This window comes from Candidatus Nitrospira neomarina (genome assembly GCF_032051675.1).
Classification (GTDB): domain Bacteria; phylum Nitrospirota; class Nitrospiria; order Nitrospirales; family UBA8639; genus Nitrospira_E; species Nitrospira_E neomarina.
This window is the reverse complement of sequence record NZ_CP116968.1, coordinates 4075780-4091431: the sequence shown is the minus strand read 5'-3', so window position 1 is coordinate 4091431 and position 15652 is coordinate 4075780. Positions and strand designations below refer to the sequence as shown.

Below are 15652 nucleotides of genomic sequence, written 5' to 3'. Positions count from 1 at the left end.
ATAATCAGCGATTCAGTTTTCTTGTATCATGGGTTTATGATCTTTGAACCTGACCTGTATTATAGCCATGGCGGAACATGAAGCGAAAGAAAATTTCTTACGTTGAAGGATGGGTACGCTTTACCAGACAAATCAATTCGCCTTCATGAAGTCTGGCGCGTACAGACTCTCCCACAGAAACTTCTGTTGATTGCTTTACAACTTTTCCATTTTGCAGCTTGTGAACAATGCTATACCCTCGCGCCAAAACCGCAAGGGGACTTAATTGATTCAGCTGAGACATCCACAATTCTGTTTGATGGCGTTTATCAAGAACGCATCCCGACATACCTCGTACAAGCCGAATTCCTCGGTCACCCAAAGCCCGTTGCTCCCGATGAATGTCAATCAGGGGATTCCTCTCCCAAATTGAGGACTGATGCTTCAGCAATTGCACCTGGAGATTTCGACACCATTGTTTCATTTTTGCATAGAGTTGCCGCTCTAACTCATCCACCTGTTGCACAAATTGTCCAAGCACGAGTCTAGGCTCAGGCAATCGTCCGGTCATTTCCTGAACTTGCCCTCTCCCCGCGACACATAAGCTCCTCATGGACCGTTCCAATCGTACTCGTTGATGCCCCAAATGATGCCTCACCGTTGAGGAATCCGGAACCACCAACTCTGCCGCAGCAGAGGGAGTGGGAGCCCGATAATCAGCAGCTAAATCTGCGAGCGTCAGATCAGTTTCATGGCCAACAGCGGACACCACCGGAATCCTGGAAGAGGCGATAGCCCTCACCACAATTTCTTCGTTAAATGCCCAGAGGTCCTCCAACGATCCTCCACCACGCCCGACAATTAACACATCCAGTTTGCCTAATTGGTTGAGCACCCAGATAGCATTAGCGATGTGTCCGGCAGCTTCATCCCCTTGCACGGGAACAGGAGCAATCAGCACCTGCGCAAAAGGCCAGCGACGATGAATGATGGTCAGCAGATCATGGATTGCAGCACCGGAAGGTGACGTCACCAGACCAATCCGATGCGGGTAAAGAGGAAGTACCTTTTTTCCCGAAGCTTCAAATAATCCTTCGGCTTCCAACTTTGCTTTCAGTTGAATAAAGGCTAATTGCAGCGCACCAATGCCCTTGGGCTCAACTACCTCTAAGAGTAATTGATAGTCTCCACGTGGTTCATACACTGAAAGCCGACCGAAAACAAAGACATCCAATCCTTCCTGAAGCCCGAATTTCAGGCGTTCGACCTGACTGCGAAAGAGCACAGCTCTGATCTGACTCGATTGGTCTTTCAGGGTAAAATACCGGTGTCCCGACGACGGGCAGCGAAGATTGGAAATTTCCCCTTCAACCCAGAGTGGAGGAAAATTTTGTTCAAACGTTGAACGAATCTGTCGGGTGAGTGCCGAAACGGTAAGTACTGAAGGAAAAAGCCCTGGCACGGAGATAGTTTACTCAAACACACGAAGGCGCGTGATGTGAGTGGTTTTTCCGGTTGAGTAATTAAGATTTAACACTGCGGCACTTAAAACAGAAGGTCCGGTCGCCACTTCGAATCTTTTCGGAAGTTGGGTCAAAAATTTCTGAATCACCAAGTTTGGTTTCATCCCGATGACGGATTGAACAGGGCCGGTCATTCCGACATCGGTTAAATATCCCGTTCCCTGAGGTAAGATTTGTTCATCAGCAGTTTGAACATGCGTGTGCGTTCCAAGGACCGCAGATACCTTCCCGTCTAAAAAATACCCCATTGCCATTTTTTCTGAGGTGGTTTCGGCATGCATGTCCACGAGAATACAGTGAGTCTGTGTCGTTAATTGAGCCAATTCGCGTTCCGCAACTCGAAAAGGGCAGTCCACCATTGGCATAAACACTCGCCCCATAAGTTGTAAAATCCCTAGACGCTCCCCATGAATGGTTTCTACAACACACGTACCTTTTCCTGGAACTCCATCAGGATAATTCGCGGGACGGATCACGCGCTGCTCTTTTTGCAGATATTCTAACGCTTCACGCTTATCCCAGGCATGATTGCCCAGTGTAATGACTGAAAGACCCAAATCAAACAAGTCTTCAGCCACTTCCTGGGTGATGCCAAACCCACCTGCCGCATTCTCCCCATTGCCAATAACCAGATCAATCTGATGCTCCTGAATGACCTTTGACAGATGTTTTAAGATTACCCGACGGCCAGGCTCTCCCATGATATCTCCGATAAACAGTACGTTCATGATCTCCTTTACTTTCAGAGCTATTTGGCAAATTCGATAAAGCGATTTTCTCGAATGACTGTCACCTTTATCTGTCCAGGGTATGTCAGTTCTTGTTCAATCTTTTTGGCCAAATCTCGAGACAGGGCAAAACTTTCACTGTCGTTTAATTCTCCCTGACGAATTATTACCCGAATTTCACGTCCAGCCTGAATGGCATAGGCCTTATCAACCCCTGTAAACCCAGTAGCTAACGATTCCAGCTTTTCCAATCGCTTGACATAGGCTTCGAGAGTTTCGCGTCGGGCACCCGGGCGGGCGGCCGAAAGAGCTTCCGCCGCAGCCACTAATACCGATTCAGGACAAAGCGGCTCAACTTGTTCATGATGGGCAGCAATGGCATTCACAATGAGCTCCGACTCTCCATACTTCTTTGCCAATTCCGCCCCGAGCATCGCATGAGTACCCTCCTCTTCATGGCTAACCACTTTTCCTATATCATGCAAAAGGGCTCCACGCTTAGCCAATTTCACATCTAACCCCAGCTCTGAAGCCATAATCCCACAGATGTATGATGCTTCCCTGGCATGATATAAATTATTTTGGCCATAACTGGTTCGATATTTCAGACGACCCAATAATTTGACAATCTCAGGGTGAAAATCTGAAAGACCGACTTCAAAGATGACTTTTTCAGCATCGTCTCTCATTAACTTATCTAAGTCGCCTTTGACCTTTTCTACGACTTCCTCAATCCGAGTCGGATGAATGCGCCCATCCTGCATGAGGCGTTCAAGTGCAATTTTCGCGACCTCCCTCCGAAGGGGATCGAAGCCGGACACGATCACTGCCTCCGGGGTTTCGTCAATAATAAGATCAACGCCGGTTGCCGCCTCCAAAGCCCGAATATTTCTTCCCTCGCGACCGATAATCCTTCCCTTCATACTATCATTTGCGAGAGGAACCACTGAAATCGTGGCCTCGTTGACGTAATCTCTTGTGATCCGCTGTATCGACCGGGTTACAATTTCTCTGGCCTCTCGTTCAGCGGTTTCTTTAGCTTCATCCAAAATTCTTTTAGTTAACAACGCCGCATCCATTCGTGCTTCACTTTCAATTTCACCCAACAACTGGCGCTTGGCTTCCTCGGCCGTAATTCCTGCCACCTGCTCCAGGGCAAGCCGGTGCTCCTTAATGGCTTGGTCGCACGCAGCAGCTTTATTGACCAGAGCTTCTTCCTTCTCCTTAAGGGAACGCTCTTTTCGTCGCATCTCCTCATCACGTTTTTCAAATTGGGTGATCTTACGCTCGAGGGCCTCTTCCCGCTGGATGATTTTTCGATCCGCGGCTTGAATCTCATTCCTCTTTTCCTTTTCTTTTGTTTCAAGTTCAGACTTGGCTTGAAACAGCAGATCTTTTACTTCGATTTTTGCTTCTTTGACCAGATTTTCGGCCTCTCGTTGAGCATGTTGGGTGAGCTGTTGAGCTTGCTCTTCAGCTGCTGACCGACGCTTCAAGTCTCTCTGTTGCTGATACACCTTCGATAACACAAATCCAAGAAAAAGCCCGATAACCACTGCCAGTATGGGAATTACCGTGTCCATTTGTTAGCTCCTATTCGTTTCCTCATGTCACAATCACGAGAAAGATTTATCTTCCCTCTATTAGGCGGAAACAAACCCGCAAAACCACAGGGGAAAATCAGAAAAGGAAGGAAAACAAAAACTGGAGAAAAGCCTATCTGATAGGACAGAAGGCCCATATTTGTAGAAAACGAGGAGGAGGAGAAATAGGGCAACTCTTTAAGCCAAAAGGGCCCATAGCAACACGCAAAGGACTCACCCAATGAATCCAGTCTTCACAGTTACTGCTTGAATTAGAAGAACATGGATACAACACAGGCCAAAAATTTAAAATTTTTAGATCAGAAGGCGAGCCATTCGAATAGAAATGAGCAATTTGTCTCGTAAACAACGATTTCCAAGAATTCAATCTGCCCTTAAATAAAATTTCCCTACCTCGTACAATCCCATCATACAAAAAACCCACAATGACTATGAAAATACTTGTCATAGTGGGCCTCCAGTTAAATTCCCTCCACAAGAGGGATATTCCTTTCTTTCTTTGAAATTCAATAACTTATGAAAAGTAAAATATCAGAAGACGATGAGGAATTTCAATAATGTGCCAGTTGAATAATGGGAATAGACGGACATCATTCCGCCAACCAATGGAACGAAGCACTTCAACCAATTGATTTCAAAGGTAATACCTTAACCCTGGACAAGAGGAAATGCAGGAGAGAATGGTCAATGCGGGTTGGCCGCGAGGTGTTTTTCTATCGTTTCCAGTAGGACTTGAGTCCGTCGCTCAATTTCAGCCTCTCCAAACTGCCGGTGTCTCTCCTGTCGAAAGAGCTGATCCGTAATGTTAATTGCGGCCAAAATAGCCAGCTTTGTGGGAGTGCTTGTTCGGGTTTTTTGGGCGAGGGTACGCATTTGCGCATCAACATACCCGGCCAACTCATGAAAGTACGCCTCATCTCCCTCTCCCTGGAGAGAGATTCGATGACCAAAGATTTCCACTTCAATGGTCCTCGTCATTTTTAAGTCCTGTAGATTAATCGTTTGAACGGTCTAAAAATTCAAGCTCGCCGAGTACTTTTTCAATTCTGGATCGAATCGTGGTTCGCTCCTCTTCCCATCCTTCAGACATTTCTTCGTGTTTGGCCAGCCGTTCCCGAGTCGATTCCAACTCCTGTTCAAGATGGGATTTATCCTGCCGTAGTTCAATGACCAGATCGAGTAATTTCTTAACTCGAACCTCCAACGTTTCTAATTTCTCTACGCTCACGTGCACGCCTCCTTATTCGCAAGGTCAAACGAGGCGGACTATAATTCGTTCAACAAAACCTGTCAAGAGAAACACCTCGGCAGGCATCCCCAAACAATGTCCGATAAATTCGATAACTTCCAAGCACGCGTTTCACATATCCACGGGTTTCTCGATATCCAATCAGCTCGATGAATTCATCCGGATCTCGATGACCATTTTGCCCAACCCACCGTTTGACCGCCTGAGGTCCAGCGTTATACGCGGCTACTGCATAAATAATATTGCCCTGAAATTCATTCAGTAATTGCCCCAGGTAATACGTCCCCAATTGAATATTGCGGTTTGGCTCATTCAGGCCCTTTCGATCAGAATCGGAATCCTGTAATCCCAATTGACGACCAACTTTTTTGGCTGTCTCTGGCATGAGCTGCATCAGGCCAATCGCACCGACCGGTGAGACAACACGAGCACTATAAAGACTTTCTTCTCGTATAAGCCCCGCGACTAAAAACGGATCCACATGCTTGGGGGCAAACGATTGAATGACACTTTGGTAGCCCATGGGAAAAGCTCCCAACCAGGCGGCAGACGAGGAATGAAGCTGGCCTTTCCGCAACGTCCCGCCAAAATGACGAATAGATAATCGAATCCCGACGTCGTAGGCCCCAATTTCGCTTGCTAACGAGACCAATTGAGGAAAGGCTTTGGGATCCGCTCCGAAGCGGGTAAAAACAACCTCAAGCTCCTTGACTGCCTCCTTATACAGGCGAAGGGTTTGTAACTCTAGAGTTTTTTGATAATGGATATCCTGCTGAAGATGAGCTGACGTCTCCACATTCATTATGTCTGTTGATGCCAACACCGCCCATTGTTTAGTCGAAAATTCCGTGGGACCGAGTCGAATATCCGCCAATTGCCCGTAGTAGGTAAAGGGGTAGTCCTGGCTTAGATTTTTTAGACGTTCTCGCGCGGGTTCCATCTGCCCAAGACGTTCCTGGGCACGGGCCAGCCAATAGAAGGCCTGTGAAGCCGCATGCAGAGAAGAATCGGTTTGGGGAGTTCCAACTGCCTGGATAATCTCCTGAAACATTTCCATGGCTTCAAGAAATTGTTTCTGTTGATAATGAATCCACCCTACTCGCCAAAGCGCATCCAACCTCTGCGTCAGCGTGTGAGCCACAGCCGCTGCCCGCTTATAGGCCTTCCCAGCCTCTAGCCAACGCGCATGATCTTCCAACCAAATGCCATAAAAGGTGAGGAGCAATGATTGCTGATCACCTGTTACTTTTTCAGTTGCCAGGGCTCCGACAAGAGCCTCTAATTCTGGCCCTTTCCCCTGACGCAAATACACTCTCCCCAACCAGACCCATGCATCATCTCTTCTGGGGGAAGAGGAACGCGATAGTGAGGTCAGAATCCCTTCTGCCTGGTCATAGCGTTTTAAACGAACTAAGGCCATGGCCATGGTATATTGGACCTGAAAAAGCTGAGGAGTGGGAGGAGAGAGAGACGTAATGTGTTGAAACTCCTGTACGGCTTCTTCTAAAGCCCCGCCATTATATAATGCCATGCTACGCTTGTATCGCTCGTCTAGTGAGGGTAAAAACAAAGAACCCACTTCCCGGCGTAGCCACGACTCAGCCTGCACCCGCTCCGGGGCTAAGGGAAATTTCCACCATAATTCACGGAAAATCTCAACAGCCCTTTCACGTTCTCCCATCTGAGCAAAGCATAGACCCATTTGAAAGAAGGCATTTGCAGATTTGGGATGGTCAGATTTTATACTGAGAGCCTGAGACCACATGGAGAGAGCGGCTTCACAATCCCCCAGGTTTGCCAAAACATCCCCACCAGCATAGAGTGCATCAGCTCGAAGCAATGAATCTGAAAAATGCTCACTAAACTGCTGAAATGCCTCTGCTGCTTCCTTCCCCAAACCAGCATGGACGTATGCCTGCCCGATCCAAAAGGTGAGATAATCTCTCAGAATAGGGAAATCATGAAGAGAGGTTTGCAACAGAGTAATGGCCTCTAGAGGGGAGGATTCCTTAAGCCAATATCCATAACGAATCCCGGCATGTTTGGCCAAAGCGGAATTATCATTGGCTGCGACAAACTCATTGAAAAACTTGGCATGATCCAAGCGGGCTCCAGGACCAGTTCCGGAAGATTCTAGTTGTTCAAGAAATCGCGCGACACATCCATCAGAATTTTGACACGGGGCGGAAGGAGGGTCCAAGGAGACGACGGTCTGAGGAAGGAAAAGGATGCATCCTCCCACGAACACTCCGACAAGCAGATGTATCGACAGAATCTTCATGACTTTCCTCAATATCATTATCTACCAGCTTACCCAGTATTCGTCCTGCATACAATCACCAGAATGCCAGAAAATTTCAATCAGTAAAGCGATAAATCAAGCCACCTGGATGGCTGACCTTCATTCCCCTCAGTTCGATAACTCGGGAAGACACTCTTCAGACAAATCCTACACCCTCTTCTTGGCAATGGGAACCCAAAGAATTCCGGAATTTTAGACCAGACTAAAGAAAGAAGAAAAGATTATGACGAGGCCAATACTAACGAAGGTTAATGATAAACATCTCCGAAAATATGGGCGGGACATTGGGGGGCATGCCGACCGTCGGATACTAAATTGAGCGATGCGAGGGTTCAATGAATCGCCGGTTTCGGAATACTTGGCATCCAGCTTTGCCAAATCGGTAGATCTTCCCACAGACCTAAACGGGTTAAATAGGCTTCTCCTTCTCTTCCAATGACTCCATCCCCATCCTGAGCGATCCCTCCTCCCTCAACAAAATTTCCGGCATACACCGCCGTCAAAGAGCCGAAGGTTGCATGGGGAACCTTCCATGGATCATCATGGAACGCCGCAATGGTCAGTAACACATCATCTATACCCCATCGCGCCAGGAAAGTGGCTCCACTTTCCCCGTGAGTATATCCTAAAACCCGCCTTTCCAACTCCGCCAAGCTCCCTCCTCGGCATTGAGATGTCTCTACAACCGTCGAAAATACCTCCGGATGCTGAGTCAAAAACACAAGCATGCCAATATCATGAAGCACCCCTCCCACAAACGATTGCCAGACCATGCGTGAATTCGATTCCTGATTCATGGCAATCCGTGCAGCCAGGTATCCCGTTCTGAGGCTATGCCGCCACAAGGCGGCAATACACGAAGACTCTACTGCACATCCCTCGGATAAAAGAAATACTTCGATCCCAAGGCCTAACGCACGCTCCAGATCAACCGGAATCATTCCCGCATCACCCGCTACTGCCTGCACATGCATTTCCACCTCAAGGTGAAGATAAGGTGACGCTTGAGATGGAAGCTCATCAAATGTTGTATGCCTTCCCATCAGTAACCGCGGTGAAAAAGGTCTGGACCAGGGGGCCAGTAGCTTTCCAGTATGAAACGAAGACATCCGATTTTCATGAGTCCTTTCTCCCTCCCCCTTCCAAAAGTCATCATCGGTTTGATGCCAATATTCAATCACGTGAGATACTCCAGGAAACACAGAAAAATTGCAGGGGGCTGGAAGTTTTTTATCACTCCTTCAAATTTTCTCGGTTTCACCAGACAGACTCTTGAGGTAGGAATCCGTAAGACAGTCCAAGAAAAATGCCAAACAAAAGGAAGAGGCAACAGAACAACACAACGCTCATGAAGAGACGGCCAGAAAAAACGATGGAATTCGCTGGATAGAAGAAGTTACAAATCGGGAAAATGAAAATTCCCTGGCAGGTCTAGAAAAAATGTGGCGCCTTGCCCCAAACCCTCACTTTGAGCGCGAAGCGCCCCGCCCATATTTTTTGCCATTAACGCACCGTGATGCAGACTCAAGCCCCGTCCTCCATATTTGGTGCTATACCCTTGACCAAAAATTTTCGTAATGTCGTCGGGAGGAATCCCGCTGCCGGTATCCTGAACTTCCAAGCAAAGAGAATCCGGAGGGCCAACGATGAGCTTGATACGCACAATTAAGTGCCTCTGGGCAGCCGATTCCATGGCCTGACAGGCATTGCGAATGACATCCACTAAAATTTGAAGGAGTTGATGCTTATCCACGTTGAGCTGTGGCACCTCCTGAAACTCTTGAATCACCGCCACGTTGGTCTCCTCCAACATCTTTTGATTCACGGCCAGAGCTTCCGCTATCACCTCAGGTACACCTACCTGTTCCGTCATCCCGTTGGGCTTAGCCAGATCCTGTTGGGCTGCAACACATTGCTGGGCATGCCCGGCATTCTCCCTCAAGCGCTCCAATTCCAACAGTGCCACTCGCTGCTCTTCTTTCAATTGCCCCGATAATTTCCCCAAATAATGCGGTACTTGTTTCCCCTTGGGGTTTTGCGATAAGTACGTTCCCAGATCTTCACGATGCTTATCCAATAACTGTGAGATCCGACCTACATCCCCCACCATCGAATTTTTCAAAAGATCTGTGATGACCCCGATGGATACGTTAATGCTATTTAACACATTCCCAACATTATGCAGCACACCCGTCGCCACTTCGGCCATTCCCAACTGTCTTGAGGTTTCCATTAACTGCTCATGCAATTGCAGCTTCTCTTCTTCCATCCGTTTTCGTTCAGTGATATCCTGAGCAACACATACCAACCCCTGAAATTGCCCTTGCAAATCCTGCATCATCGAACCAGAGACGGAAATGGTAATTTTCTGTCCCTCATGAGTCAGGAAACTGGACTCCACACCACTCACCGATCCTTGAAGTAAAAGATTTTCGATAATAGCACCTTGGGAAAATTCCTCGCCAAAAATCAAGCCGGGCGACTGCCCAATGAGTTCATTCTCCTGATAACCCAAAAGGTTTAGCAAAGAAGGATTCACCGCTCCGATGGTCATATCGGCGTTAATGACTAATAGAGAGTCGGCCATCGATCTGAGAATATTCTCAACATAATATCTGGAAGCGGCTAATTCGCCACGTGCAGATGCCAATGCCCCTGTCGCCTCTTCGCCATTAGGGGCATCAATATCCAGATAGGGGGTAGAGGAGCAACTGATTTCCTCAGAGTCGGTTGCCCTATCAAACGCAGGCGGCACGGGTTTCGGTAACGGCAGGCTCAAACAACTGGCTAATTGAAAGGCCTCCTCTCCAAGAAATGGGACCCGAAGTATCGCCCATTGCTCGGGCCGGCTCACAACCAGTCGATGGGGCCAGGATGTGCGATTAGAGGGAAGACAGAAGATGCACCGTAAGGTCTGATCACAATTCCACAACTCCTCAGCCAGATCTCGCACGATCTCCCAATCCCCTGAACGACCCTCAATCACAACGAGTGCAAAACGATTGTTGGCAGCTTGAGCCTCTGCGAACGTCGCTAATGCCTGAGGCCCCATTTCCACGCTGACAAGAGTGAACTGCGGTAAATATGGCTGAACACCGGAGCTTACAATACTATTGTCACTTAATAAGCTTTCTACCGGCCGGACATCCACAGACGGCGCAGACAATGCATCGCGCAACAAGACCTGGATTTCGGGATGCGTCCAAATTAGTAATACAGGGCGATGCGCAGGAATCGGTGCCATAAATTATAATGAAATTTAAAAATTTCTTCCCAATATTCACAAAGCAAATGCCAGCAATCTATGCTTCTCCCAATCGGTAAAGCTCTGTGGGTCATCTTTGGAACTGGCCGTCCACTCTTCTCATCGCGGAATGGGAAGCGTGACTATAAAGGTTGATCCTTTTCCCGGCTTGGAACGAACGGAGATGGCTCCACCGCACTGCTCGACAATACGTTGACACACTGCTAACCCCATCCCTGTCCCTTCGAATTCCTCTTTCCGATGAAGTCGCTTAAACATCCCAAAAATATGTTCGAACTGTTCTGGCGGAATACCAATTCCCTGATCATGAATTTCGATTTGACAAAGCTTCCCATGCTGGCCTGAACCTGTGTGACGTCGATCCTGCATGATCGTTGCTGTGATACGAATGACAGGTGGCACCCCCTGCTGATGAAATTTCAAGGCATTGCCCAGCAAATTTTGTAACAATTGTCTGATTTGAATCGGATTTCCATAAATGACGGGTAATTCCCCAAGTTGAACGACAGCCCGCGATTCCTCGATTCGGGCGCCGAGATCCGATAGGATTTCCTCAACCAACTCCCGCAAGACAAGCTTCTCCTCTGCCATTTGCGGCAACTCGACCCTGGAATACACCAACAGGCTTTGAATCAGCTGTTGCATACGACCAGCCGCATTTTTGACGCGATCAACGTACCCCAGACCATGAGTGGTAAGAGCTGATCCATACTTCAGCCGTAAGAGATCAAGGAATACCTGGATGGAATGAAGCGGTTCCTGTAAATCATGGGCTGCAACCGACGCAAATTGCTCCAAGTCGCGATTCGACCTGGCCAATTCATCGGTTTTGTGACGCAATATGACTTCGACCCGTTCCCGTTCATGAATTTCATTCAACGCACGGTCACGGACAGCAGAAAGTTCGAGAGTGCGTTCTTCGACATCACGGATCGCTTGAGCCAACTGAACCTCAACCGCTTGTCGCCTGAGCAAAGCCTGCTCCAAACGACGGTTGGTATCTTCAAGGAGGCCCGTGCGCGTCATGACGATCTGCTCGAGTTCCTGAACCCGCAACCGGGCCTGCTGAGCCCAATGCCACTTCATCGTCAAAACCGAAGACAATTGCCACACCTCAATCGGATCAAAGGGCTTACGTAAAATTAATAATTGATCCCGGCGTCCTAAGCGAGGCAATACCTCTGACCACCCACAATCAAGATTGGCCGTACACAATACGACTTGTACGTCAGAATCCTCATTCCAAATTCGCTCAACCGTTTCAAACCCATCCCAGCCATTGGGCAATTGGACATCCAAGAACACCACCGCAAAGGGAGACCCCTCCGCCTTAGCTTGCGTGACCAGATCACGCCCTGACTCTCCATTGTCCACACAATCGAGATCGAAGGGTTCTTTTCCATGATGCAGGAAGAGCTCATCAAAAAGATCATGACTCCCCTCCGAACACGCATCGGAAATGAACCTTATGGCGGGACACAGAATTTTCCGAAAATCCTGTAAAACGTTCGGGCTATCATCGATCACTAAGATCCGTCGATTAAGAGTACAGACGGGATTCATGTCTGTCCGACCTCTGCCTCAACCGGAAGGATCAGCGTCAAGATTGCGCCGGCGCCAACCCCTTCGCTATGAGCCTGCAACAATCCACCCATACGATGAATCTTGACCATCGAACTATGCAGACCAATCCCATTGCCATCGTGTTTTGTCGTAAAACCGCGAGTAAACATTCTGGCCAAATGTTCAGGCGCAATTCCTATGCCCGTGTCTTGAATGGTGATGACAACGGAAAATCCATCATCGGTCCGAACTTCGACTCGTATGGTGAGCTGGTGGTCAACTCCGTCCTTTGATTGCATCGCCTGTTTAGCATTTCGTAGCAGATTCACGAGAATTTGAAGGAGCTGATGCCGATCGGTTACAACAGCCGGGACAGGCTGATAGTCTCGTTTGATCCTGATCCACTTCGCATCCCCAGGTTGAAAACTTAACTCCACCGCTTGGTCCAAAAGTTCCACTACAGAGAGAGCCTCGCTGGTGCCCCGAGACTTCGCCATCGTCTGATGTGAAATGATAATTTGTTTCACGTGATCAATATTGCGAGCCAGACCTTCCAATTCTTTTAGCACCGTCTGTTGCTCTTCTATGAGGTGGCTCCCCAATTTCATAATCGCCGGTGGAATCCGCCTTCCTTTTGGATCCTGAGTGAGGAAAATTTCCCAATTCTCATCATGCCGCTTTAATAGTTCCGCAATTCGATGAACCAAAATCACTGAAGACTGATTAAGCAACTCATGGACCACATGCACCGCCACATTGACGCTATTGAGCACATTACCCACATTGTGCAACACGGTTGAGGCGACATCCGCCATCTCAATTTTATAAGAGGCATCCTCCACCTGCCTGCGCAATTGTTCCCGCTCGATCAAATCCCGACGTCGAACCAACCCCTCTTGAATGGCCCAGGGAATCGCGACACCCGCCATATGCTCATTTACCAGCCAATCAATAGCCGGTTCGTTTATTCCCTCCCCATCGTGCATATCATCATGGATCAATCCCAAAATGAACGCATTGCCAAAGGTTTTTTTGATATCGCGCGCAATCTCCTCTCCCCTCCGCTTCACGCGACAGTCCACGAAAATGAGATCAAATGGGTTGTCAGAGTTAAAACAGGAGAGATGCACTGAGGTATAGTCAAACCAGGTGATCTGAAGCATGGAACCCCGAGAAGCCAACACCCTTTGACAGGATGGGGGAAGATCCCTTTCCTGAAGTCCCACGATCCCCATACGAAGAAGCGGAAATTCTGAAAGCACCTGCCTATTAAATTCCGACATGCCGTGGGCCATCACATGAAGGGGATAAGGAGAGAAGATCAATCATGAAGGAGAAATAGCTCATCAACGAAAAAAAATAGCAGTCCACGGTGGACGACTGAAATTTCGCCTTGAACATCCATGGTATTCATTATCGGGACCATGCGAATTCACGCCGACATATTGCGCACTCTGTAAAGAGACGCCATCCCCTAATTCACAAATATCCTTCCAAAAAGGAGAACATCCCATATGCACGAATTGACAGAATATGAGAGATTCACTTACTTCAGTGGGCTTTGATTGTTTCCTCGGCCCGTTCTTCTGCCCATTTGGCTAATAATTCCAACTGCGACTTTGCTTGACGCGATTCCGCCCAGCGTTTGGTGAGGGAATTCGCCAATTGCCAAACTTCAATATTATCAAACGGCTTCCGCAAGATGAGGAGTTGGCCATTGTTATTCAATCGTTGAATGACATCTTCCCATGCATGATCCGAGAATGCTGTACAGATCACAATCTGCAAATCAGGATCTTCTTCCCACAGATGCTCCACAGTCTCTACGCCATCCCAGCCTGGAGGCATGCGCATATCCACAAAGGCAACCGCATACGGCCGTTCAGCCTTCATCGCATCCTGCACCATTCGATGTCCCATTTGCCCTTGGTCCGCCGTTTCAACTTCAAACTTCTCAACGATTTTTTGTTCTTCCACATCATCAAACAATTCGGCCCGAACCTCTTGAAGCAGCGAGGTGTCTAATGATCTCTCAAGAATTTTTCGAAAATCATCGTGGATCGCCACATTATCATCAATCACCAAAATACGCCGGTTGCCTTGTTCCTTCTCCATTACTGTTCTCCCTCCATGTGAATAACTGGCAAATCAAGGGTAAAAATTGCTCCCTGCATTGGACCGTCACTCCACACCCGCAGTGATCCAGCAAGCTCTTTGGCCGCTATAGCACTGGCATGAAGATTCGGCAACAGGTCTGATTGCTCTCCCGGCGCCTGCGGGAAAAACACCCGCGTGAGACAATCCAAAGGGATTCCGCTGCCAGTATCAGCGACCTGCAAGCGGACAAACCCTTCGCGGTCAGGGCAAGGCAACACAGATAGAGTGAGACGATGGGTCCGGTCGGTTTTCTTCCGCATCCCATTGATCGCGTTTCGGATCAAATTCACCACAATGCAGAAGAGCTTGGATACCTCCAGAATACCTTCGCCAACCATTTGATACTCCCGACACACTTGGACTCCCATCCGATCCAATTCCCCCTGATGGGGAGCCAAGGCCTCGTCCATAATCGTTGCAAACTGAATGGTATCTTTAAATCCCCCGACCCGAAGGGGTGCTTGCCCAACCGTCAGAAAATATTCCAATTGTTCAAGGTGATAATTGAGTGTGGTCAATTCTGTCAGAGTGTCGAGGTGGTTCTGTGCCAATTCCTCACTCAACTGCCCCAAGAAATGTGGAATTTTTTTCCCTTTGGGATCTTGAGTGAGGTACTTCCCATATTCATGGCTGTGGGCCTCCAACATATCTGCAACCCGCCCAACATCTGCCACATGACATTCCCGAAGCCGATGGCTAATGAGACCGGCAGACACATGTATGCTATTCAAGACGTTTCGCATTCGATGGAAGATGGACTCCCCCACTCCTCCCATTTGTCCGGTCGAAACACCTGATGATTTCGTCTGAGTCGTCATCGCGAAAATAGCCGTCCAGTCCCCTTTACCGAGATGGCATTTCTACTATATTGCGAAATCTATTAATTCTAGGAATCCCGGTTATGAAAACGGAAGAAAACATGCCAAAACATCTCAACCGAAACCTTGGCGCGGCATATGGGAATGAATCGGCTGTATACGAAGGAACCTTAAGAGCCCTGGAAGCTTAGCTCGCATGTTTCTGCATCCAGAGAAAAGCCGGATTCTCAAGGGAGAAGGATTAGCTTTGGAAGAAAAGGCACCTGCTGTAGCTGGCCTACGGTATGCACTTCCAGAACGGTGTAAGATTTCCGAACCATTTAAAACGGAGGTATCCCTTCACGAGAGGTATTGATCGAAACTGCAAGTAGGTATTGGCGTGTTTTCTTTGATAAGATGTGTGGCCCTCAAGGATCGAACCATGTGTTTCGCCAACTCACTTCAAAGGATAAAATACATGGACC

12 protein-coding genes are annotated in these 15652 nt (G+C 48.2%); all 12 read right to left on the bottom strand.

Annotated features, from left to right (window positions below; genetic code table 11):
- Window positions 1-97: 97 nt before the first annotated feature.
- Window positions 98-1441: an exodeoxyribonuclease VII large subunit gene (gene xseA / locus PQG83_RS17575; protein WP_312743879.1), complete on the bottom strand. Its 1344-nt coding sequence runs from the start codon at window positions 1439-1441 to the stop codon at window positions 98-100.
- Between the two features lie 9 nt (window positions 1442-1450).
- Window positions 1451-2230 carry a TIGR00282 family metallophosphoesterase gene (locus tag PQG83_RS17570; RefSeq protein WP_312743874.1) on the bottom strand — a complete coding sequence of 260 codons (780 nt, stop codon included), beginning with the start codon at window positions 2228-2230 and terminating at the stop codon, window positions 1451-1453.
- A gap of 20 nt (window positions 2231-2250) precedes the next feature.
- On the bottom strand, window positions 2251-3813 hold the full coding sequence (rny, locus tag PQG83_RS17565; RefSeq protein ID WP_312743871.1) for a ribonuclease Y: 1563 nt from the start codon (window positions 3811-3813) through the stop codon (window positions 2251-2253).
- Window positions 3814-4518: 705 nt separating this feature from the next.
- Window positions 4519-4812 carry a cell division protein ZapA gene (locus PQG83_RS17560; protein WP_312743868.1) on the bottom strand — a complete coding sequence of 98 codons (294 nt, stop codon included), beginning with the start codon at window positions 4810-4812 and terminating at the stop codon, window positions 4519-4521.
- A gap of 16 nt (window positions 4813-4828) precedes the next feature.
- Complete coding sequence (zapB, locus tag PQG83_RS17555) at window positions 4829-5062, bottom strand: cell division protein ZapB (RefSeq protein WP_312646122.1); 234 nt, start codon at window positions 5060-5062, stop codon at window positions 4829-4831.
- Between the two features lie 49 nt (window positions 5063-5111).
- The gene (locus PQG83_RS17550) at window positions 5112-7364 is read right to left on the bottom strand and encodes a transglycosylase SLT domain-containing protein (RefSeq protein ID WP_312743865.1); all 2253 of its coding nucleotides are present in this window, start codon (window positions 7362-7364) and stop codon (window positions 5112-5114) included.
- A 353-nt stretch (window positions 7365-7717) separates the two neighbouring features.
- Entirely contained in the window at window positions 7718-8494 is a 777-nt protein-coding gene (locus tag PQG83_RS17545; RefSeq protein ID WP_312743862.1) for an HDOD domain-containing protein, read from the bottom strand.
- Between the two features lie 287 nt (window positions 8495-8781).
- A complete protein-coding gene (locus PQG83_RS17540; protein ID WP_312743859.1) occupies window positions 8782-10629 on the bottom strand; it encodes a PAS domain S-box protein in 1848 nt (615 codons plus the stop codon).
- A gap of 120 nt (window positions 10630-10749) precedes the next feature.
- A complete protein-coding gene (locus PQG83_RS17535; protein ID WP_312743856.1) occupies window positions 10750-12213 on the bottom strand; it encodes an ATP-binding protein in 1464 nt (487 codons plus the stop codon).
- Entirely contained in the window at window positions 12210-13496 is a 1287-nt protein-coding gene (locus tag PQG83_RS17530; RefSeq protein WP_312743853.1) for an ATP-binding protein, read from the bottom strand. Before PQG83_RS17530 ends, PQG83_RS17535 begins: the two co-directional genes overlap by 4 nt.
- 268 nt (window positions 13497-13764) lie before the next feature.
- Window positions 13765-14328: a response regulator gene (locus PQG83_RS17525; RefSeq protein WP_312646115.1), complete on the bottom strand. Its 564-nt coding sequence runs from the start codon at window positions 14326-14328 to the stop codon at window positions 13765-13767.
- The gene (locus PQG83_RS17520) at window positions 14328-15188 is read right to left on the bottom strand and encodes an ATP-binding protein (protein ID WP_312743850.1); all 861 of its coding nucleotides are present in this window, start codon (window positions 15186-15188) and stop codon (window positions 14328-14330) included. Before PQG83_RS17520 ends, PQG83_RS17525 begins: the two co-directional genes overlap by 1 nt.
- Window positions 15189-15652: the final 464 nt, after the last annotated feature.